Origin of the sequence: Streptomyces sp. Root431, from assembly GCF_001426585.1 — a bacterium.
Lineage (GTDB): Bacteria > Actinomycetota > Actinomycetes > Streptomycetales > Streptomycetaceae > Streptomyces > Streptomyces stackebrandtii.
This window is the reverse complement of the sequence record NZ_LMEI01000010.1, coordinates 130537-151360: the sequence shown is the minus strand read 5'-3', so window position 1 is coordinate 151360 and position 20824 is coordinate 130537. Positions and strand designations below refer to the sequence as shown.

19 protein-coding genes and 1 tRNA gene are annotated in these 20824 nt (G+C 69.8%); 10 read left to right on the top strand and 10 right to left on the bottom strand.

What is annotated here, in order from left to right; genetic code table 11:
- Positions 1-211: 211 nt before the first annotated feature.
- Positions 212-373 (bottom strand): hypothetical protein, encoded by a 162-nt coding sequence (locus ASC82_RS30410; RefSeq protein ID WP_157863480.1) that lies wholly within the window; start codon positions 371-373, stop codon positions 212-214.
- A gap of 144 nt (positions 374-517) precedes the next feature.
- Entirely contained in the window at positions 518-1546 is a 1029-nt protein-coding gene (locus ASC82_RS18330) for an AraC family transcriptional regulator (protein WP_056648921.1), read from the bottom strand.
- 81 nt (positions 1547-1627) lie between these two features.
- Here ASC82_RS18330 and ASC82_RS18325 point away from each other — a divergent pair, with 81 nt between their 5' ends.
- Positions 1628-2368 (top strand): phytanoyl-CoA dioxygenase family protein, encoded by a 741-nt coding sequence (locus tag ASC82_RS18325; RefSeq protein WP_079039348.1) that lies wholly within the window; start codon positions 1628-1630, stop codon positions 2366-2368.
- 3 nt (positions 2369-2371) lie between these two features.
- On the opposite strand, the gene ASC82_RS18320 is transcribed toward ASC82_RS18325, so the two are convergent.
- Complete coding sequence (locus tag ASC82_RS18320) at positions 2372-3478, bottom strand: hypothetical protein (protein WP_199862561.1); 1107 nt, start codon at positions 3476-3478, stop codon at positions 2372-2374.
- 454 nt (positions 3479-3932) lie between these two features.
- Between ASC82_RS18320 and ASC82_RS18315 the strand changes: the two genes are divergently transcribed.
- Positions 3933-4763: a LuxR C-terminal-related transcriptional regulator gene (locus ASC82_RS18315; protein ID WP_157863478.1), complete on the top strand. Its 831-nt coding sequence runs from the start codon at positions 3933-3935 to the stop codon at positions 4761-4763.
- A gap of 124 nt (positions 4764-4887) precedes the next feature.
- Complete coding sequence (locus ASC82_RS18310; RefSeq protein ID WP_157863477.1) at positions 4888-5778, top strand: rRNA adenine N(6)-methyltransferase family protein; 891 nt, start codon at positions 4888-4890, stop codon at positions 5776-5778.
- A 16-nt stretch (positions 5779-5794) separates the two neighbouring features.
- On the opposite strand, the gene ASC82_RS18305 is transcribed toward ASC82_RS18310, so the two are convergent.
- Positions 5795-6925 (bottom strand): ROK family protein, encoded by a 1131-nt coding sequence (locus ASC82_RS18305; RefSeq protein WP_056648913.1) that lies wholly within the window; start codon positions 6923-6925, stop codon positions 5795-5797.
- A 238-nt stretch (positions 6926-7163) separates the two neighbouring features.
- Here ASC82_RS18305 and ASC82_RS18300 point away from each other — a divergent pair.
- The 3 genes from ASC82_RS18300 to ASC82_RS18290 all read left to right on the top strand — a co-directional run bounded on the left by ASC82_RS18300 (position 7164) and on the right by ASC82_RS18290 (position 10218).
- Positions 7164-7236: transfer RNA gene (locus tag ASC82_RS18300), tRNA-Arg, on the top strand.
- A gap of 230 nt (positions 7237-7466) precedes the next feature.
- On the top strand, positions 7467-8927 hold the full coding sequence (locus tag ASC82_RS18295; protein ID WP_056648910.1) for a basic amino acid/polyamine antiporter: 1461 nt from the start codon (positions 7467-7469) through the stop codon (positions 8925-8927).
- Between the two features lie 25 nt (positions 8928-8952).
- Positions 8953-10218 carry an arginine deiminase gene (locus tag ASC82_RS18290; RefSeq protein ID WP_056648909.1) on the top strand — a complete coding sequence of 422 codons (1266 nt, stop codon included), beginning with the start codon at positions 8953-8955 and terminating at the stop codon, positions 10216-10218.
- A gap of 100 nt (positions 10219-10318) precedes the next feature.
- Here the strand turns inward: ASC82_RS18290 and ASC82_RS18285 are convergent, their stop codons facing one another.
- The 4 genes from ASC82_RS18285 to ASC82_RS18270 all read right to left on the bottom strand — a co-directional run bounded on the left by ASC82_RS18285 (position 10319) and on the right by ASC82_RS18270 (position 13200).
- Positions 10319-10822 (bottom strand): DUF1269 domain-containing protein, encoded by a 504-nt coding sequence (locus ASC82_RS18285; RefSeq protein ID WP_056648907.1) that lies wholly within the window; start codon positions 10820-10822, stop codon positions 10319-10321.
- A gap of 52 nt (positions 10823-10874) precedes the next feature.
- Positions 10875-11516, bottom strand: a complete 642-nt coding sequence (locus ASC82_RS18280) for an FxLYD domain-containing protein (RefSeq protein WP_056648905.1) — start codon at positions 11514-11516, stop codon at positions 10875-10877.
- 35 nt (positions 11517-11551) lie between these two features.
- Positions 11552-12646 (bottom strand): hypothetical protein, encoded by a 1095-nt coding sequence (locus ASC82_RS18275; RefSeq protein WP_056648902.1) that lies wholly within the window; start codon positions 12644-12646, stop codon positions 11552-11554.
- Positions 12647-12711: 65 nt separating this feature from the next.
- Positions 12712-13200 carry a DUF1269 domain-containing protein gene (locus tag ASC82_RS18270; protein WP_056648900.1) on the bottom strand — a complete coding sequence of 163 codons (489 nt, stop codon included), beginning with the start codon at positions 13198-13200 and terminating at the stop codon, positions 12712-12714.
- 229 nt (positions 13201-13429) lie between these two features.
- Between ASC82_RS18270 and ASC82_RS18265 the strand changes: the two genes are divergently transcribed.
- Positions 13430-13870, top strand: coding sequence for a hypothetical protein (locus ASC82_RS18265; protein WP_056649577.1), 441 nt, complete (start codon positions 13430-13432; stop codon positions 13868-13870).
- A gap of 30 nt (positions 13871-13900) precedes the next feature.
- Here ASC82_RS18265 and ASC82_RS18260 read toward each other — a convergent pair whose 3' ends face one another.
- Together ASC82_RS18260 and ASC82_RS18255 are read right to left on the bottom strand one after the other, a co-directional pair.
- Positions 13901-15586: a hypothetical protein gene (locus ASC82_RS18260; protein ID WP_056648898.1), complete on the bottom strand. Its 1686-nt coding sequence runs from the start codon at positions 15584-15586 to the stop codon at positions 13901-13903.
- Positions 15587-16016: 430 nt separating this feature from the next.
- Positions 16017-18365 carry a serine hydrolase gene (locus tag ASC82_RS18255; protein ID WP_056648896.1) on the bottom strand — a complete coding sequence of 783 codons (2349 nt, stop codon included), beginning with the start codon at positions 18363-18365 and terminating at the stop codon, positions 16017-16019.
- 183 nt (positions 18366-18548) lie between these two features.
- On the opposite strand from ASC82_RS18255, the gene ASC82_RS18250 reads away from it, so the two are divergent.
- From ASC82_RS18250 to ASC82_RS18240, 3 genes are all read left to right on the top strand, one after another.
- Positions 18549-19250 carry a GPP34 family phosphoprotein gene (locus tag ASC82_RS18250; protein WP_056648895.1) on the top strand — a complete coding sequence of 234 codons (702 nt, stop codon included), beginning with the start codon at positions 18549-18551 and terminating at the stop codon, positions 19248-19250.
- Positions 19251-19473: 223 nt separating this feature from the next.
- Positions 19474-20334, top strand: coding sequence for a helix-turn-helix transcriptional regulator (locus ASC82_RS18245; RefSeq protein ID WP_056648893.1), 861 nt, complete (start codon positions 19474-19476; stop codon positions 20332-20334).
- 192 nt (positions 20335-20526) lie between these two features.
- Positions 20527-20727, top strand: a complete 201-nt coding sequence (locus ASC82_RS18240; protein WP_024756945.1) for a DUF397 domain-containing protein — start codon at positions 20527-20529, stop codon at positions 20725-20727.
- Positions 20728-20824: the final 97 nt, after the last annotated feature.

The window sequence follows — 20824 nt, the reverse complement described above, 5'->3', positions numbered from 1 at the left end:
CCTTTTCAGATATACGGCGAGAAGAGGCACCTCATTCGCCGCGAAACGCGCGGGGCGGAGCACTCTGCCGTCGTCGTGCACACAGGAGACTTCGTACCCCAGGACATCCCACGAGATTCCAGCCGCCCACATCTCAGCTCCCACCTCAAGGCCTGCTCGACCACTCTCCGTAACGCTGTCACACCCTAGACGCGGCGAGTGCATTCGCTTCCTATCCCCAGCCGGTGTCGTCGCCGAGGTCCTTGCCGACGGCCGTGGACGCCGTATCGGCGGTGCTGCCGGTAGCGGATTCGTCGGCGTGTCCTCCGGAGTACGCGAGGACGACACAGGCGATGACTGCGCAGATGACACCGGCGAGCCTTTCAGAGTGCACGTCGAATCTCCCGTTGCGTTGTCGAGGAAAGGAACCAGAACACCGCGTCCCGTTGTCCGGAACTGCCGTTCGCCTCTGGCCCAATCGACTATTGACCATCGCTCCGAGCGCCGTCTACACGCCTCGGCCTCAACAAGATGCATGTCAACAACCGGACGTACGTACGGAGAAGCCGGTGCGTGCCGGAGTACCGCCCTGGCGAATGGAGTGGTGTGCCGGTGTTTCACGCTGTTCCGTTTCACCACCGGCCGGCCCGTCGAGCTGCGCCTCCCGGAGTCGTACGTGTGTTCCACTTGGGGACCTCCGTGCGCCGGACGGCGACGTGCCCTGGTAGCGCCGGAAGACCGTCGCGAAGTGCTGGGAGGTCGAGAAGGACAGCGCGTGGGCCACCTCGGTCACGGTCACCGCGGGGTCCGCCAGGAGCCAGTCCCGCGCGACCTCCGTCTTCCGCCGCAGCACGTAGTCCTTGGGGCTGGTGCCCACCTGCGTGGTGAAGAGGTCGTAGAACCGGCTCGTCGACAGCGCCGAGATCCGGGTCAGCCGGGCGACGTCGACGGGCTCCTCCAAGTGGTCCTCGATCCAGCCGATCACGCGCGTGACGGCGGGATGGGGCTCCCGGAGAGGGATCGACAGCGCCGTAGCGTGCTCACGGGCGAGCAGCAGGACGAGCGTGGCGAGGGTGTGCTCCCACAGCCCCTCGGCCAGCCAGTGCGCGGGCTGCCGGGGAACCCGCAGCCGGCCCAGGGCGGCGTCGGCCTCCCGCGAGGTACGGCGCAGGAGCGGCCCGGGTGCGGAGGCGAGCAGGACGACGGCCCGCTCCAAGGCGGTGAGCGCGGTCACGGGCTGTCTGCCCACCGGCGCGGCCATGGCGAGCGTCCAGCAGGCGTCGTGGGGCCGGGCATGCCTGGTCCGGTACGCCGCACCGGGCGGGATGCGCAGCGACTGCCCCGGCCGCAGGGTGTGGGCCTGCCCTTCGACCTCGAACCCGATGCCGCCGCGCGACGGAAGGACCAGCAGAATGCGGCTACTGTCGCGTCGCACGGAACACCCCGACCAGCCGTCCGCGTAACGATGATGACGGAGCGTCAGGAGTGGATCGAGCCCGCGGCCGGAAAGGACCACGACGCCCTGGCCCTCGGCCGGATCCGCGGCGGTACGACCGGTCGGCAGCACGCGCGTCCTCCTTCGTGTCCACGAGATTCCGCAGGAGAGGGAGGAACGCCACCTCTCGCCTACCGGCCTACCGTCGCGACCATGAACACGATCACCGCCCCGGATGTCCGGGATGCCTTCCGGCGAGACGGCTACGCCGAGCTCGGCCGGCTACTGGAGCCCGAAGAGGTCCGGGCCTACCTGAAGATCTACGACCGGTTCCTCAGCGGAGAGATCCACTGCGGGACCAAGCGGTGCGACCTAGCGGGCGAGGACCGGCCCGACGGCGCCCCCGAGCGCATCACCCAGATCATGTGGCCGTCGGTGCTCGCGCCCGAGCTGCTCGACCTCCCCCTGCACGGACGGGCCCTGACCCTCGCCCGTGAACTCATCGGTCCCGACGCTGAGTTCGACTTCGACATGCTGATCAACAAGGCCCCGGGCACGAACACCGTCACGCCCTGGCACCAGGACATCTCGTACGAGATCGACCTGCCGGACCAGCGCGAGGCCTCGATCTGGGTGGCACTGGACGAGGCCGTCCTCGACAACGGCTGCATGTGGTACATCAAGGGCTCGCACCTCGGCCCCGTACGCCCCCACCGGCGCGCGGGCACCGGTTACGCGCTGGAGTGCGACGGGTCGGAGACCGATCCCGGCGCCACCTGGGTGGGGCTTGAGCCGGGCTTCGCCGCCGCCCACGGCGGACGCACCCTCCACTACTCGCGCGGGAACACCACGCCCGACCGCCAACGGCGGGCGTACTTCCTCAACTTCCGCCCCGCCGCGATGGTCGCCCTGGAGCGTCGCGAGGGCATGGATCACGGACTCTCGCAGACCTGAGCATCAACCGTGCGCCGCGGACGACGGCCTCCAGCCGCCCCGCGCCTTCGGGCCCTCCGCGAGCCGGGCGGCCAGGAACCGAGCCTGTGCGCGCATGACGGTCTCGTGGAGGCCGGCTCTCGACAGATCGGGGTCGGGTCCGGGACAGACCGTGACGTCCTCGACCCGCCAGTTGCGGCTGCCCGGCCGGTCCTCGGAGATCTCGACCATGGACGGGTGGCCGCCGATGGCCCGGGAGGCGAGTCCGGCGACGTGCGCGGCCGGCTCCGAGAGGGTCGCGAGCGGATCGGACTGCCGCTCGTCCGGCACGTCGGGCAGGCAGGCGACCGGATGGTGGTTCACGCAGAACACCCGCAGCCGCTGCCCGGTCCTGGGCGGGCGCAGTTGCATGTAGAAATGCCCGCTGGCGGCCTTTCCGGTCACGAACTCCTTCAGGCTGGAGGCGTCTTCGAAGACGATGTCCTGACCTCGCACGGCGGCTCTCGCATCGAGATCCCGGGTCATGAGCGGGCGGGCGACCATCGGATATCCGACCCGGTCCGCCATGCTCAGAACCCCCGAGGGCGCCTTTCCCGAGATGATGGGATAGTGCGGCACGGAATTGGTCTGGAGAGTGACGCTCTTCAGGAACGGGCTGAGCCCGCGCAGAAGGACGACGGCCGAGTTGAGCACGTCGATTCCCGCCTGCTCGATCGCGTCCAACTGCTTTATTGCATGGAGGGCGGACGGCCCGCTCCGCCAGCCGATGACGAGCCCCGGACGTACCGGCGAGTCGTTGTTCCACATTCTGATCTCGGGGCCTTCGCACTGGATGGCGAGGTCCAACGGGTCCGCGATCTGCAACTCGATCCCACGGCTTCCCAGCATCGAGGAGAGGACCTTCAGGTCGAAGTCGTCACGGTCTCTGGCGAGCACGACGACGGATCGGGAATCCAATTTCTTCATAGTGAATTCACGGTAGGGCGCCACAGCAACGGAGACCAGGCCGTCGGGACACATGACAGGTAGAGGTCCTGCAGCTTGGTGAAGCCCCTCGGGACCGCCGGCCACTCCGCAGCCGCACAACCGGCCCTCGCCCGCCGCCCCCAGGAATCGATCCAATCCCTCCACGACTTGGCAACATATCAACAGAAACACTTCACATTTCGATGACATATGCACATATGCGGTACCCCTGCCCCCGCGCCCCCCTAATCTTCTTGACCCGTCCGGGCGAGCTGCTAGGCTGATCCACTACGATTGCGAAGGATCAAGTCCCTTTCATTTACCGGGGATTGGGGCGACCGAGGCTCAGCCGGGATCGAGCTTCCAGCGCGTCCGACGCACCCACCTGAAACCGGTTCCCAATCTGGCGAAGTCTCGAGATCAGGGGGGATGGATGTCCGACCGCGAACGCCCCGTTCCACAACTGGACAAATTCTGCACCGCGGTTTATCAGCTAGCTCTGGACCACGGTTACCTCGATCCCGACGTCGTCCCACAGATGACCGGACTGCCACGCTTACAGGTCGAACAGACCCTGCGGAAACTCCTCTCCCTCCACCTCCTCCGCCCCATCGGAAGCGTGGACAGCCGACTGGTCCCCGTGAGCCCGGAAGCGGCCGTCGCCCAGCTGATCACCCCGCTCGAAGCCGAGATCCGCAGCTACAAGGAGGCGGCCGAGCAGATCCGCTCGGACCTCTCCTCACTCCTGCCGCTCTATTTCGAAAGGCGGCAACTGCGCCGCCCCCGCGAGGCCGTGGACATCCTCGACGACGCTCCGACCGTCGTCTCCGTACTCGCCCGGATGGCCGCGCAGTGCAAGAAGGAAGTCATGACCATCCAGCCGGGCGGCGGCCGACCTTCCCACATCCTCAAGGAAGCCGTCGACCGCGACCGCGCCATGCTGGCCCGGGGAGTTCGTATGCGCGTCCTCTACCAGCACACCGCACGATTCAGCTTCCCCACCCAGCAGTACGTGTCCACCATCGAGGAAATCGGCGGTGAGGTCCGGACCGTGGGCGAACTCTTCGGACGCATGATCATTTTCGATCGCGAAGCGGCCTTCATTCCGGCGCACACCGGCAAGGACGGCGCGGTGCTCACCAGGGAGCCGTCGATCGTCGAGACCCTCTGCGGCGTCTTCGACCAGTTATGGCACGGCGCCGACCCCTTCACCGAGCCGCTCGCCGACGACCTCGACGACACCAAGCGGACGATCCTCCAGATGCTCATCGAGGGCAACAAGGACGAACTGATCGCCCGCCGCATCGGCGTCTCCGTACGCACCTGTCGCCGGCACATAGCCGAACTCCTCCAGGGCATGGGGGCGAACAGCAGGTTCCAGGGCGGTTATCTGGCCGCGAGCACGGGTGCACTGACCCCGTCACCCCGCCAGACGGAAACCCAGAAGTAACCCCCGCACAGCGCACGACACCACGCACGACAACAAGCACAAGCACAAGCACATATGAGGCTGGAACCAAGGAATGTCCAACAAGTCGACACGCAAGGCCGATCGGCCGAACGTCTCCGCAACTGTGCACCCACAGCGCGGGAGTTCACGCCCGGAGCCCCAGGGAGTCGCGCCGGACACCGATCCCGGGACACGGCGAAGGGTCTTCAGCCAGAACTTCTTCCGGAGCGCGTCCGACGCCGGCGACTTCACCGAGCAGCTGACATACCACGAGGACGCGCGGTGCGTCGTGGAGATCGGCCCCGGCTCCGGCAGGATCACGACCTCGCTGTCCCGCATGGGCCATCCCGTGGTCGCCGTCGAGATCGACGAGCACTGGCACGACAAGGTCAAGGCGTTAGGCCTCCCCAACGTCGAGGTGCAGTGCGGGGACTTCCTCGAATGGGAACCCCACGACGACCCGTTCGTCGCCATCGGCAACCTCCCCTTCGGCACGGGCACCGACATCCTGCGCCGATGCCTCGAGTTCAGCCCGTACTCGCTTCTCGAAGCGGTCTTCCTCATGCAGCAGGAGTACGTCTCGAAGCGCGTCGGCCGGTACGGAGGCAACTCCTTCAACGCCCAGTGGTGGCCCTGGTACACCTTCCACGAAGGCAGGGCCTTCCCCCGCCAGGCCTTCCAGCCGGTCCCCCGGGCGGACACGTCCACGCTGTTCGTGATCCCCCGGGAGGAGTGGGAGGTCGACTGGCGGGAACGGCGCACCTACCAGGACTTCGTCGCGGCCGTGTACGACACGGGCCACGCCGACATCGGCACGGCACTGCGCAAGGCGGCCCGCGGCTCGACGAGCCACTGGCTGCGCCGCGCGGGCGTCCCCGCGGGCGCGCTCGTCAAGCAGCTCGGCCCGCAGGACTGGGTCGAGCTCTACATGGCCCGCAACCCCCCGCCGGGCGCGAGGACCCACGGCGGCCGCACCCAGGGAGCCAGAGGCCGAGGCGGCCGAAAGCGCCGCTGAGGAAGAACCGAACCGGTCACCGCCCCGAGGACAGCGCGGACAGACGAGCGGTCTCGTAGACAAAGCCCTGGGCGCGGCTCCGCCCGACGTGGAGCGCGCCACGGAGCACGGCCTGCTCGCCGAGCCGGGACAGCAGCACGCGCGGCACGGAGGGCAGGAAGTCCCGGAGGTTCCGCTCGACCTCGCCGCGCAGGACCTCGCCGCCGGCGACACAGAGCGGACCGGAGAGCACCACGATCTCGGGGTCGAGGATCACGGCCACGGGCGCAAGCCCGGCAGCGACCTCGGCCCCGTACCCCTGCACCAGCGCACCGCTCTCCAACAATCCCAAGGCATCGCGGGCCACACCCCCACCCCCCAGAAGCCCCAACCGACGCGCACTCCTCAGAACACTCGCCACCCCACCCCAGTCGGCGGGTGCGGCTGAACCATCGGCGACGGCCGAGGGATGAGGCAGCCGGGAAGCATCACCGGCGTACCCGCGCGCGCCCACACGCACGACCCCACCCACGGAAACGACGACCCCCACACCGTCCCCCGCCGCAAACAGCACACACGAGTCGGCACCCCGAGCGACACCCTCGGCGTTCTCCGCGATCGCGGCCAGCTCGGTGACCCTGGCGAAGGTCACCTCGGACCGCAGCTCCCTCGCGAGCACCTCCCGGAACCGCGGCTTCTCCCACTCGGGAACGGCTGCCGAGGTCACGGCGTTCGTCTCCGGGTCCAGAACGCCCTCCAGCCCGACGACCGCTTGGCACACGGCATGCCCCCCGGCGGCCGGCGAGCCGCCCAACCGCCGCACAAGCGCCCCCGCCAACCGCGCCACTGCCTCAGGCTCCCGCTCGTGAAGCGGCCACGAGGCGGTCGCGAGAGGCTGCTCCGCAAGATCCGCGACGGCCACCGTGATCCGCGACGCCGAGAGCTCGACCCCCACGGTCCGGCTCAGCCCCGGCGCCAGCTCGTACATCCGCGCCCGAGGCCCGGTCCTCCCCCCACGCCGCCCGGTCTCGACGACCAGCCCCGCCGCCTCGAGCCGGGCCACCAACGCATACGACGTCGGCCGCGAAAGCCCCAGCTCCGCACTCAGCTCCCCCGCCGTAGCCCGCCCGAGCCGCACCAGCACCGCCAGCGCGGCCTCGTCATTCATCTCCCGAATCTGCCGAACCCCACCCACCGACGCCCCACCGCCCCTACATCCCCCACACCAGCAACCGAGCACCTCGGCGCCAGGACTCGCCCCGCCCGGCATTCCATGCTCGACCAGCCCCACCGACGAGGTCCACCACATCCCCGCTCACCAACATGCAAGTCCACTAGATGCCATGCCGGTCTCCCCCGTCCGCCAACCACACCACCCGCTACACTGGCGGCGGCAAGCACGCCTCGCCTTCGTAGCTCAGGGGATAGAGCACCGCTCTCCTAAAGCGGGTGTCGCAGGTTCGAATCCTGCCGGGGGCACAACCTGCATCGCAGGTCAGGGAAATCGACGGCCTTCCGTTCCATGGGAACGGGAGGCCGTTTTTCGTGCCTGCGACTCGGTCCCCTACCCCTGTCCTGTCGGGGTCGCCAGTGGAGCGGTGTCGCCCGGGTGAAGGGGTGCGTATATCAGGACAAACGGGATCTTGCGGATTAGATTCCCTTTGCAGTGGGCGGTCGGCCCCGGAACGAGCTCGTCTACGAGGTGCCCCATGACCCATGCAGACGCCGGCAGCGAGACATCGTCCGGCGGAGCGCCGCCTGCGGCGAAGCTGACCCTGTTGACGCTGACCGCGATGGTGGTCGGTTCCATGGTCGGGGCCGGTGTGTTCTCGCTGCCGCGGCGGTTCGCGCAGGAGACGGGGGTCGCGGGTGCGCTGATCGCCTGGACGGTCGCCGGCTTCGGCATGCTGATGCTGGCCTTCGTCTTCCAGACGCTCGCGGTCCGGCGCCCGGATCTTGACGCCGGTGTCTACGCGTACGCGAAGGCGGGTTTCGGCGAGTACCTCGGCTTCTTCTCGGCCTTCGGCTACTGGGCCAGTGCCTGCGTCGGCAACGTCACCTACTGGGTCCTGATCATGTCGACGATCGGGGCGATCGCCCCGGCGCTCGGTGACGGGGACACGGCGCTCGCCATCGTCCTGTCCTCCGTGGGTCTGTGGGGGTTCTTCCTCCTCATCCGCCGCGGGGTGAAGGAAGCAACCGCGATCAACAGGATCGTGACCGTCGCCAAGCTCGTCCCCATCATCGTCTTCATCATCCTCGCGCTGTTCTGCCTCAAGCCGTCCGTGTTCGCCGACAACTTCGGCGGCGCCGACTACGCCGGCTCCCTCTTCAACCAGGTGCGCGGCACGATGCTCGCCACCGTGTTCGTCTTCCTCGGCGTCGAGGGCGCGAGCGTGTACTCGCGGCACGCCAAGCGCCGGGAGGACGTCGGGCGGGCCACGCTCCTGGGCTTCCTCAGCGTCTTCGCGATCTTCGCCTCGGTGACCATCGTGTCGTACGGAATCCTGCCCATGGCCGAGATCGCCGAGCTCCGGCAGCCCTCCATGGCCGGCGTCCTGGAAGCGGCCGTCGGCACCTGGGGCAAGGCCTTCGTCAGCGTCGGCCTCATCATCTCCGTCCTCGGCGCCTATCTCGCCTGGACGCTGATGGCCGCCGAGGTCCTGTTCGTCGCCGCCAAGGACGAGGACATGCCCCGCTTCCTCGGCCGCTCCAGCGGCGACGACGTCCCCGTCCCCGCCCTGCTCATGACCACGGCGCTCAGCCAGGTCATCCTCGTCGTCACGGCCTTCTCCGACGACGCCTTCAATTTCGCCCTCGACCTCACGAGCGCCCTGAGCCTCATCCCGTTCCTGCTCGCCGCCGGCTTCGCCGTGAAGATCGCGCTACGACCGCGGGCCGAGAACGTGGCCGGGCGCAGCACCCGGCGCGAGCTGGTCGTCGGCGTCCTCGCCACCCTCTACACGGCCTTCCTGCTGTACGCGGCCGGCCTCAAGTTCGTCCTCGTCTCCTTCATCATCTACGCCCCGGCCACCTTCCTGTTCATCAAGGCCAGGCGCGAGCAGAACCGGCGTCTCTTCTCCCCGGCCGAAGCCGTCATCTGTGCCGTCTCCGTCATCGGGGCCGTCATCGGTGTCGTCGCCCTCGCCGTCGGCTGGATCGAACTCTGACCCCGCCCCACCAGAAAGGCTGACCATGCCCCCTACCGAGACCGGCTCCGCCGCGGCCCCGCTCGGCGTCCACTCCGAGGTCGGACGCCTGCGCAAGGTCCTGGTCTGCTCCCCCGGCCTGGCGCACCGGCGGCTGACCCCGACCAACTCCGACGACCTGCTCTTCGACGACGTCATGTGGGTGGAGAACGCCCAGCGCGACCACGCCGACTTCGTCAACAAGCTCACCCAGCGCGGGGTCGAGGTCGTCGAGCTGCACGCGCTGCTCGCCGAGACGATGGCCATCCCCGAGGCCAAGGACTGGCTCCTCGACCGGAAGATCGTGCCCAACGAGGTCGGCCTCGGCCTGGTCGACGACACCCGTGCCTTCCTCGACTCCCTCGCCCCCCGCGAGCTGGCCGAGTTCCTCATCGGAGGGCTGTCCACCGCCGACCTGCCCGACGAGTTCCGCTCCGGTTACGTGTCGCTCGCCCGGGAGGGCGTCGGAGCCCGCGAGTACCTCATGCCGCCCCTGCCGAACACCCTCTACACCCGCGACACCACCTGCTGGCTCTACGGCGGCGTCACCCTCAACCCGCTGTACTGGCCCGCCCGCCACGGCGAGACCCTCCTCATGAAGGCCGTGTACGCCTTCCATCCCGGCTTCAAGGGCTCGACCGTCTGGTGGGGAGATCCCGAACAGGACTGGGGCCAGGCCACCTTCGAGGGCGGCGACATCATGCCCGTCGGCAACGGTGTCGTCCTCATGGGCATGAGCGAGCGCACCTCCCGCCAGGCCATCACCCAGGTCGCCCAGTCCCTGTTCGCCAACGGAGCGGCCCAGCACGTGATCGTCGCCGGCATGCCGAAGCTCCGGTCGGCCATGCACCTCGACACCGTCTTCACCTTCGCCGACCGCGACATCGTCACGCTCTATCCGGCGATCATGGACGCCGTCCACACCTTCTCCCTGCGCCCCAGCGACAAGGCGCCCGGCGTGGAGATCGTCGACGAGGGCACCACCCCCTTCGTCGACGTCGTCGCCAAGGGCCTCGGCCTGCCCGGGCTGCGCGTGATCGAGACCGGGGGCGACGTGTACGCCTCCGAGCGCCAGCAGTGGGACAGCGGCAACAACGCCGTCGCCCTCGAACCCGGCGTCGTCTTCACGTACGACCGCAACACCCAGACCAACACCCTGCTGCGCAAGGCGGGCGTCGAGGTCATCACCATCGTCGGCGCCGAACTCGGCCGCGGGCGCGGCGGCGGCCACTGCATGACCTGCCCGCTCGTCCGTGACGCCGTTGATTTCTGACGTACTCCCCCACCTCACACCCTGATGCCCGCGGACGGCGGTCCGCGGGCATCAGGGCTCCCTCAGCGCTTCGGGGCTTTTCCTTCGGTACGGTCGCCGGTCACGCCGCTTCCGCGTCAGGGCCGGCGAGCTGCTCCGCGAGCTCCCGCTCGCTCTCCTCCGAGAGCGACGTCTTCAGCACGGTTCCGCCATAGGCCTCCATGGCCGCGGCGAACCTGTCCTCGGTGATCTTGGAGGCCATCACCACGACGGCCGCCGAGCCGGGCTCCAGCAGCTCCTCCACCTTCTTGCGGAACCTGCCGTCGACCCCCATCTGGTTCAGCTTGCCGATGAGGCCGCCGAGGGCGGCGCCCACCACGCCGATGCCCGGCGTGAGGATGACGATGCCGAGGACCATCCCCCACAGGGCACCCGCCGTGGCCGAGATCGCGACCTCTTCGCTCCTCTTCGGGGTGTCCACGTGGGTCTCGCCGTCCGCGTCCACCCTCACGACGGCGAGACCGTTGAGTTCGACGACGTGGTCGTCACGGAGCTGCTGGACCGCCTTGAAGGCCTTGGTCGCGACCGCGTGGTCGTCGTAGCCGATGACGATGAGTTCGGACATGCTGCGGTTCTCCTCTGTCGTGACGGACGGACGTCGGACCCGTCAGTACCCGTCAGTACCTCTGTGCCTTGGTGAGCCTCGGTGTCAGCTGCGCGTCCGCGGGCTGCCGGCTGATGACCAGGGGCTGTTCGCGCTTCCCCGGCGCGAGGTCCTCGGCGCCGGTGAACTGGGTCTCGACGACCTTTCCCGACGGGTCGAGGAAGTCGACCTGGACCGCGTACGACGCCGTCTCGTCCGTGTTGTTGGTGATGGTGATGACGACGGCGAGCAGGCCGCCCGCGTCGGCCCGCGGCTTGCCGGTCATCCCGACGTCGCCCAGGGCGTTCCCGCTGCCCTCGACGCCCTTCAGCGCGTCTTGGGCCGCCTGCCGGGAGCGTTCGATCTCGGCGCCGATGGACGCCTTGCGCGAGGCCTCCCGCGCGGAGGCCGAAGCCGCCGCCGTCGACGCCGACGCGCGCGCGGACTCGATCACCTCCTCCGCCGCCGAGGCGACGGAGGAAGGGGGCTCGCCGGAGAACGCGGCCGTGTCGGGCGCCGAGGGCCGTTCGCTGAACGTCGGGCCGCCGGTGTCGTCGCCGTCCGAACCGCAGGACACCAGGGCGGCCGACCCGAGGGTGGTGAGGACGACGGCGACGGCGGCGCCGGCCGCCCGGGCACCGAGCGGCCGCCTCCCGCGGGGCGATGAGGTGTTCATGGTCTGGTTCCTCCGAAGGGGGCGTGGAGTCGGGGTCAGTAGCGCAGTACCGCGGCGACGTGGCCTGCGCTCGCCAGGGCGTCGTCGCGTACGAAGCGCACTTCGGCGCCGGTCTCCAGGGCCTGCTCGACGATCTCGTCCACGATGTCGTCGCGGGAGTCCAGGTCGGAGGAGTCCGCGGGTTCGAGGTGGTCGCCGTAGTCGCGCACGACCGTGCGGTAGTGCTCCTCGACGGCCAGCAGGCGGATCCGGCCCTCCTTCACGGCCTGCCACACCTCGTCGAGGCCGCCGGCGTACTCCCGCCGGCCCCGCGCCGCGTCCAGCTCGGCCACGACGGTGGCCGTCAGGGCCGCCTCGTGGGCGGCCAGCAGGGGTTCCACCGCCTTCCGCACGGCACTCTCCGAACCCTGCCCCAGGCCCCCTTGGTGGATGGCCGTCGTGCCCTGCGGCAGCGCTCCGGTCTCCTCCAGGAGGGAGACCGCGGGCGGTTCGCCGATCACGTACAACGGCCTGGACTCGGAGGCGAGGACGGTACGCAGCGCCTGGTGCGCCTCCCGGAAGAAGACGCGCGTGTCCTCGTCCCGGAAGGTGCTCGGCAGGTCCCCGACCTGCTCCTTGCGCTCCGCGTCCGGGTCCTCCAGACTCCGCGTCAGAGGGAACCCGTCCGCCGTGTGCTCGACGGCCCGTTCCGGCCCGCCGCTCCACAGCGCCACCCGGTCGGCCGCCACCGTCAGCGCCCAGTACGGCTGCTCGGCGGCCTGCGCGGCGACGAGATTGCGGGTCAGGAAGGTGTCGGCGAGGACGACCCGCTCGGGGACCGACCGCGCGACCGACCACACCTGGTGCTCCCCGGGTGCCGCGTAGATCACCAGGCCGTCCTCCGCGTGGGCGAGGTCGATCTCGGCGACGGCCCGCTCCAGCTGGTCCAGCACGTCCGTACGCCGCTCCCGCGTCACACCCGGGTCCTCCTGGACCGCCTTCGCCGCTCTGGCCATCAGGTTCCGCAGGCGTACCGGGTCCTGAGCGTTGTCCGGCTCGCGGCGGTGCGTCGGCATCACGAGCGACACGGCCGGGTACGGGCGGGGCTGACGCAGCTTCGCCAGGGCGTCACTGCTGAGCGCGGGGTGCATGAAGGAACCTTTCGCGAGGGAGGGGGAGGGGGAAACACAGAGGAGGTTGAGAGGATGTGCGGCTTTTACTGGGGGCCTGCCAGCTGCTCCGCCAGCTCCTTCTCGTCCTCGTCGCTGAGCGACGTCTTCAGGACCGTGCCGCCGTGCGGCCGCATCGCCACGGTGAACTTGTCGTCCGTGATCTTCGACGCCATGATCACGACCGCCGCGGTGCCGGGCTTCAGCAGATCCCGCACCTGCTCGCGGAAGCGGTCGTCGACCCCGGCCTTGCTGAGCTTGCCGACCAGGCCGCCCAGCGCCGCACCCGTCAGGAGCCCGATGCCCGGCAGCAGGAAGAGGATCCCGAAGATCGCTCCCCACAGGGCGCCCGAGGCGGCGGAGACGCCCACGATGCGGCTCGTCGTGTCGACATGGGTCCCGCCGTCGGCGTCGACCGAGACGACCGCGAGCCCGTTCAGGTGCACGACGTAGTCGCGTTGCAACTCCTGGACGGTGCCGAACGCCTCCTCGGCGACGGCAGGATCGTCGTAACCGATGACGATGAGTTCGGACATCCCTTGCCCTCCAGAAGGTTCGGCCGCTGCCCGTCGGCGCGTTCCGTGCGGCCGCTCCCGACCCGGCCCACGTTCCGACATCCTCGTCCGGAATGTCCCCCTTCGCGACTCGGCGCCCGCCGACCTGGCGGCGGCCTGCCGCGCCGCTTCTGGCACAGTCGTGCCCGTCTCGTCCGACACCGCGTCCGGCACCGGGCAGGGAACGGGACGGGCACGAGGGGGAAGAGTGATGAGCACACTGCCGTTCGTCGACGAGCACACGACGGTCGTCGACGCCGGGGTCGAGGAGACCTGGCGACGGCTCTGCGCGGGGGTGGAGCGGTCGCTGTCGCAGGTGGGCGGGGCGCGGTACGCGCGGCTCGTACGGACCGATCCCCGGGCGGCGGGCGGGCCGCGGCCCCTGGCCGAGGGGTCCGCGTTTCCCGGCTTCCGAGTGGCCGGCTTCGTACCCGGGCGGGAGATGGCGCTCCGGGGCCGGCACCGGTTCTCCACGTACAGCCTGGTCTTCCGAATCGAGGACCTCGGGGACGGCCGCTCCCGGCTGCGCGCCGAGACCCGGGCCGCCTTCCCCGGGGCGGCCGGGCGGGTCTACCGGCTCCTCGTCATCAGCAGCGGCGGGCACGCCTTCGGCATGAGGAGGCTGCTGGCGTCGTGCAGCCGCGCGAGCTGAGGCTCAGGCCTCAGGCCTCAGGCCCCGCACTCAGCGCAGTTCCTCCGGGCACGGCGTCCCGCGCGAGAGCTTGTACGGGGCGGCCAGGCGGTAGACGCCCGCCTTCGGGGCGACCAGTTCGGTCCACTCGTCGCCCTCCGCGTCCGCCTCCGCCTTGAAGAGGCAGCCCTCCTCGTTGGCGAAGACCTTCGGGAGCTCCGTCTCCGACTCCTCGCGGGCCAGCTTGGAGGCCTCGGTCTCCTGCGGCGCCTCGATCTTGCCGCCCTCCTCGTCCATGAGCGCGAGCCAGGGCGAGTACGGGACGCGGATCTGGACCCGGCCGGGGCTGCCGACCCGGATCACGACCTCGTTCTCCTCCGCGCTGATCACCTGAGCGGGCGCGTCCGCGAGCGGCGTCGGGTTCTCGACCGCGTACAGCCGCCAGTTCTCGTCCGACCAGACCTGCTCCAGGTACGGCAGGCCGTCCTCGACCAGCTCCGCCTCCCGCTCGGCGCCCGAGTCGGGGGCGCCGGTCGGCAGGACGACGTAGTGGACGGCCCAGCGGTCGAGCCAGTCCTGGTAGTTCACGGCGTTGAGCGTGTCGTCGTAGAAGAGCGGGTTGCGCTCCATGTCGGCCTGGCGGTTCCAGCCCCTCGCCAGGTTGATGTACGGGCTGAGCGCGGAGGACTCGCGGTGGCTGGAGGCCGGCACGACCTCGACCCGCGCCTTGCCCGCGTCCCGCACCTGGAGCTGGTTGACCAGCGGGGCGAGCTCGCGCGCCCAGGAGGCGTCCGGCGCCGTACGGATGACGTCGTCGACGCCCTTGAAGCCGATCCAGAAGTTGAGCCCGACGAAGGCGAGGACCAGCGCGTACCAGCGGCGCGAGCGCGGCGCCGTGTAGGGCAGGGCCGCGAGCAGCACGACGCCCGCGAAGAGCATCGGGAGCCGCGAGATGTTCGAGCCGATCTGCGAGTCGATCAGCCAGGTGAGGAGCGTGCCGACGGTGTAGACGGCGGCGGCGGTGCGGACCGTCCGCCAGTCCGCCGGGACCAGGAGGAAGACCAGGACCCCGAAGAGCAGCGGCAGCGCCGTCGACCCGAAGGCCATCGGCTGCGTGCCGGAGAAGGGGAAGAGCCAGGAGGAGACCGCGACCACCGCGACCGGGGCGAGGCCGAGGGCGTACGCGCCGGGGCGCCGCTTGTTGAGGAAGAGCGCCGCCGCCGCGACACCGAGGAACAGCCCGGCGACCGGACTGCACGCGGTCGCGAGACCGGCGAGGGGGGCGGCGACCGCGGCCTTGGCCCAGCGCTTGCGGCGCCAGCGGTGCGGCCAGCAGAAGACGGCGGCGACCGCGCCGAGCGCGAACATCATGCCGAGGCCGAAGGTGACCCGCCCCGACAGGGCGTTGCAGAGGAACGCGAAGACGCCCGCGAGCGAGCAGGCCATCGGATTGCGGACGGCCGGCACCCGCACCAGGATCAGCGCGGTCAGCGCGGCCGACAGCGTCCCGGCCACCATCATCGTGCTGCGGACGCCGAGCAGCGACATCAGGTACGGCGAGACGACGCTGTACGAGACCGGGTGCATCCCGCCGTACCAGGCGAGGTTGTACGCGGAGTCCGGGTGCCGTCCGACGAATTCGGCCCACGCGTCCTGCGCGGCGAGGTCACCGCCGCTGTTCGCGAAGAAGAAGAACCACAGGATGTGGGTGACGGCCGCGACGCCGGTGGCCGCCATGACCGTGTAGCGCCGCTTCCTCCGCCAGGGCGGAGTGGACGGGGAGGACGGCGAGGGCGCGACGGCGATCGGGGATGCGGCCGGGGGGCGGGCCGGAGACGCCTGGGGCTCCGGCGCGGGCCGCTGGGACGGAAGCACTATTCGCGAAAGGGAAGAAGAGGCCGCCGATCCGGGGGTGGAATCGATGCGGTCTGCTGCTCGGTCGGCTTCATCCGTGTGGTCCTCGCCGTCGGCGTGGTCGGCGCGGTCCGCGCGTGTCGGCTCAGCGGTGGTCACTGCTGCCCTTTCCCGTGCTGCCCGTACCGTCTCGCTTCTCGTCCCCCGGAAACGCTAACAGCCGGGCGCCCCGGAGGTCCGGGGCGCCCGGCCGAGCGGGTGGTGGCGGGGGCCGGCGGCGCGGCGCGGTGAGCGGCGCGGCCGGCCGGCCGGCTCAGCCGACCCGCGTCAGCTTCTTGTCGAAGCCCGGCTCGACCAGGTCCGCCTGGAGGGCGACCGGCGCGCTGACCTTGCCCACGCCCGTACCGATGGACACCTGACCGACGATGTCGCCCGCCTTGCCGGAGTGCGGGACGGCCTTGCCGCCGTCCGTGAGCTCCAGCTTCACCTGGAGGCCCGGCCAGCCGATCGCCTTGAGCTCCTTGGTGGCCACGACCGGCGTCTGACCGCCGAGCCCGTCGTCGATGTACCCGAGGACCTGGCCCTTGCGGACCACGGAGGCCGAGGTGACGTCGTTCTGGGCCTGCTGGATGATCTTCAGGCTGTTGTCGATGGCGAGCTGCAGCTTCTTGCCGAGCTCGTCGGCGTCCTTCGCACCCATCACGATGCCCAGGATGCGACGGGTCTCGCCGTCCACGACGGTGTTCGCGGACCAGAGCAGATTGCCGCCGGCCGGGGTGGAGGAGCCGGTCTTGATGCCGCTCACACCCGGCTCGAGCAGGATGTTGTTGTTGTTCTCGATCCGGCCGGGGATGCCGTCGACCGTCACGTTCGGCATGTTCACGATCTCGCGGAACACGTCGTACTGCATGACCGCCTTCGCCAGCTTCAGCTGGTCCTTCGGGGTCGACACGGTGCTGTCGAGCAGACCGGACGGGTCGGTGTACGTGGACTGGGTCATGCCCAGGTCCTTCGCGGCGGCGTTCATCTTCTCGACGAACGCGGCCTCCGAACCGGCGTCCCAGCGGGCGAGCAGCCGCGCCACGTTGTTCGCGGACGGGATCATGAGGAGCTCCAGGAGCTCCTTCTCCGTGTAGGTCTGGCCCTCCTGGACCGCCGCCGTCGACTCGTGCTCGGCCTTGCCCTGCTCGGCGGCCTTCTTGTCGATCTCGATCTCGGGGCCCTTCTGGCTCCCCTTGAGCGGGTGGTCGCGCAGGATCACGTACGCCGTCATCGTCTTCGTGACGCTCGCGATCGGGGCCGGCTTCTGCGCCCCGTACGTCCCCATGGAACCGACGCCCTCGACCTCGACGGCGCCCTGGCCCTCGTTGGGCCACGGCATCTTCAGCTGACCGCCCTCGAAGGTGAAGGTCGGCGAGGCGGAGAGGGTCAGGACGGGCGCGGGCAGCGGCCGGACCATCTGCACGATCGCAAAGACGATCAGCAGGAGCACGACCAGCGGGGTCCAGATCCGCACCCGGCGCGCGGTCGTCCGCAGGGCGTTCGGCTTCGGCGGCGGGGTGTTCGTCAGCTCCGCGAGCAGGTCCAGCGGGGGCAGCGGCGGAAGCGGCTGCTGCCGGGTCCGCTCGGCCTCGACGAGGGACGCGGGCGGTACGGGGGCGTCGGACCCGGGCGCGAAGGCCTTGGGGGCCCCTGTCGCGGCCTTGGGGCCGGGCGCGGCCGCCTTGGGGGCCTCCGGCGCCTTCGGGGCCTCCTGGGCCTCCTGGGCCTTCCGTTCGGCGGGGATGTCCGCACGCAGCGGCACGAAGGTGCTCGTGCGCTCGCTGTCGGACTCGGCCTCGCTCTGCGCGCGCAGGGTGGGCGGGAGCTTCAGCGCGGTCGTCGGCTGGTCCACGGCGGGCGCCACGGGCGGCCGGACGATCTTGAACATGGCGGTCGGCTGATCGACGGGCTCGTCGTCGGGCTCGACGACGGGCTTGTCGACGGACTTCTCGATGGGCTTGTCGACGGGCTCGGCAGCCGGCTCGTCGGCCTCGGGCTCGGGCCCGGGCCCGGGCTTCTGCTCAGCGGCGGGCTTCTCCGCGGCCTTGTCGGCATCGCCCGGCTTCCGCGCGGCGAACCAGGACGCGGCGGGAGCCTTGTCCTCGTCCTCGACGGGCTCGTCGGCGGGCTGGTCGTCATCGGAGCTCTCGACGACATCGTCCTCGACGACGTCCTCGACGACCGGCTCGGACTCGTCGACGTCAGCGTCGCCCTCGACGGAGGCCTCGTCCGCCTCGTCCGCCTCGTCCTCCGCCGACGCGACCCACGCCGCCACGGCGGCCTTCAGGCGCTCGCTCTCGGGCTCATCGGTCGACGCGGGCGCGGACGCGGACGCGGCCGGCTTCGGCGCGTCGTCCTCAGGCGTCCGGGGCGCCAGGGTCTTGAACACGGCCGTCGGCTGATCGACCTGAACCGTCGACCGTGACGCCGACTGCGAAGACGAAGGCGACTGCGACTGCGACTGCGACTGCGACTGCGACTGCGACTGCGACGACTGTGACGACGCGGAATCTGACTCGCGGAGCGCGGACAGCCGGGGATCCCTGCCCCCGCCGCTCGAGGCCGCCGTCTCCTCCGACGACCCCTGCTGCTCCGCCTTGTCGGGGGACTCGCCCGCCACCGTGCCTCCTCCATGCGTCATGCGTACGTCCGAACCGTCTACCAGTGTCCTGTGTGAACCCCTTGGCTCCCGTGCTAGACGAGAACGACATACCTACTGGTTCCCGGATGAACCACCCAGGCACTCTCGACAGATGAATGTGAGAGGGGTCACCCTGTCATTCATCCACGCGGGGAGGCATGGATGGGCAGGAGCCGCAGAACTATTCCGGAGGAGCTTCTGCTGCTCGCTCTGGACCCGACCACGGGTACCACAGCGCAGCCGCAGTCGCTCGACCTCGGCCTGGCCGGAGCACAGCTAGTGGAGCTGGCTCTGGCAGGACGGATAGCCCCAGACGGGGATCGTATCGCCGTGGTGATGCCACGGCCGACCGGAGATCCGACCTTGGACTCCGCACTGGAACTGCTGCGCAGGCGTGGCAGTCCGGTTCGGGCCGTCCATTGGATCGGCGGACCCCGACTGGGGCTCCGCCAGACGTATCTCTCGCATCTGGAGCGATGCGGCATGGTGCATGCCGTGGAGGGCCAGATGTGCGGGGTGTTGCCGACGACTCGCTACCAGGCGACGGACACGGCGATCAGCAGGGAGATCCGTTCCCGGCTGGACAATGCGATCCGCACCGGCGTACCGCCGGACCCGCGGACCGCGGCGCTTGCCGCGCTGGCCCACGCGGTCGGTCTCGGCAAGCACCTGTACCCCGGCAATGAAGGACGGTCGTCGCGGTCCCGGCTGCGCGACTTGATCCGGCACGACCCGATGGGCGGTCTCGTGGCGCACGCCGTCATGGACGTCCAGAACGGCGCTGCGGCACAGCCGCGCCGTGCGCCCGCCGCGGGCGTACCGGCGCAGCCACGCGGCAGCATGGCCCGCGCGGCGGCTCACTGAGCCGACGCGCAAGGCAACACCGAGAGGCACCAAGCACCGAGCACCAAGCACCACCAAGGAACCCACCCGGGAGCCGCACAGCTGTGCGGGGCGGTCGTGACGACCGCCCCGCACACGTGCGTTGTGCCGGTTTCCCAGCGCACACCTGACCTTTGGTGGCAGTCTGCCAAGCAGTAGATACTCACAGCTACGCAGGCAGACAGCAGCCGGAGGTGCAGTTTCCGTGGCGTCCAACGTCAACCCCACCGTCAGGCGACGCCGATTGGGCCAGGAGCTGCGCAAGCTCCGGGAAGCGAAGAACATGACGGCCGAGCAGGTCGCCGAGCGCCTCCTCGTCTCCCAGTCCAAGATCAGCCGCCTGGAGAACGGCCGCCGCTCCATCAGCCAGCGCGACGTGCGCGACCTGTGCGGGGTGTACGAGGTCGAGGACGAGCGCATGGTCGACTCGCTCATGCAGATGGCGAAGGACTCGCGCCAGCAGGGCTGGTGGCACGCCTTCGGCGACATCCCGTACAGCGTCTACATCGGCCTGGAGACGGACGCCGAGAGCCTGCGGATGTACGAGTCGCAGATCATCCCCGGACTGCTGCAGACCCCCGCGTATGCGGAAGCCGTGATCTCCGGCGCGATGCCGGAGTCGACGCCGGCGGACATCGACAAGCGCGTCACGGTCCGCACCCGCCGCCAGGAGCGGATCCGGGACGACGAGCGTCCGCTGCGCCTGTGGGCGGTCATCGACGAGGGCGCCCTGCACCGGATCGTCGGCAGCCGGCAGTTGATGGTGCAGCAGCTGGAGCACCTCATCGAGCAGTCGCACCTGCCGCACGTCACCGTGCAGGTGATCCCCTTCGAGATGGGCGCGCATCCCGGGATCAGCGGCCAGTACTCGATCCTGGAGTTCCCGGACACGTCCGACTCCAGCGTCGTCTACATCGAGGGCGTGACCAGCGACCTGTATCTGGAGAAGGCCCAGGACGTCGGCAAGTACAGCGTCATGTACGAGCACCTCAGGGCGCAGGCGCTGAACGTCGACCAGACCCGTGAGTTCATCGCGAAGATGGCCAAGAAGCACGCTCAGGGCTGAGCGCGGACGGTTCGCGCGCGGGCGGGTCAGGCACCGTACACCGCGTGATCGCTCCCATGGAAGCGCACTTGGAATATGCCACCCGGTCGGGTGAACGCCGGTCCCGCCGGACGGGACCGGCGAGTAGCGTCGATCACGCCGGCAAGAACGCTGGCGAGACACACCCCCATGGCAGAACCGGAGTTGAGCATAATGGCGATTTTTCAGGGTGCAACGGACGTGTGGACGAAGTCTTCGTACTCCGGCGGGAACGGCGCCTGCGTCGAAGTGAAGTCCCCTGTCGTGGCCGCCATCGCGGTGCGTGACTCCAAGGCCCCCGAAGGCCCGTCCCTCTCTTTCGGTCCGGGATCGTGGAACGCCTTCGTCGGCGAGGTGAGCAACGGGGCCCTCTGAGCCCCGATGCTCCCCGGCTTCGACCCGAAGTACGCGCAGGACCCGCATCACCCGCAGTACCCGAAGAGCCCTCTCGACCGGTCCGCCGTCCTGGCCG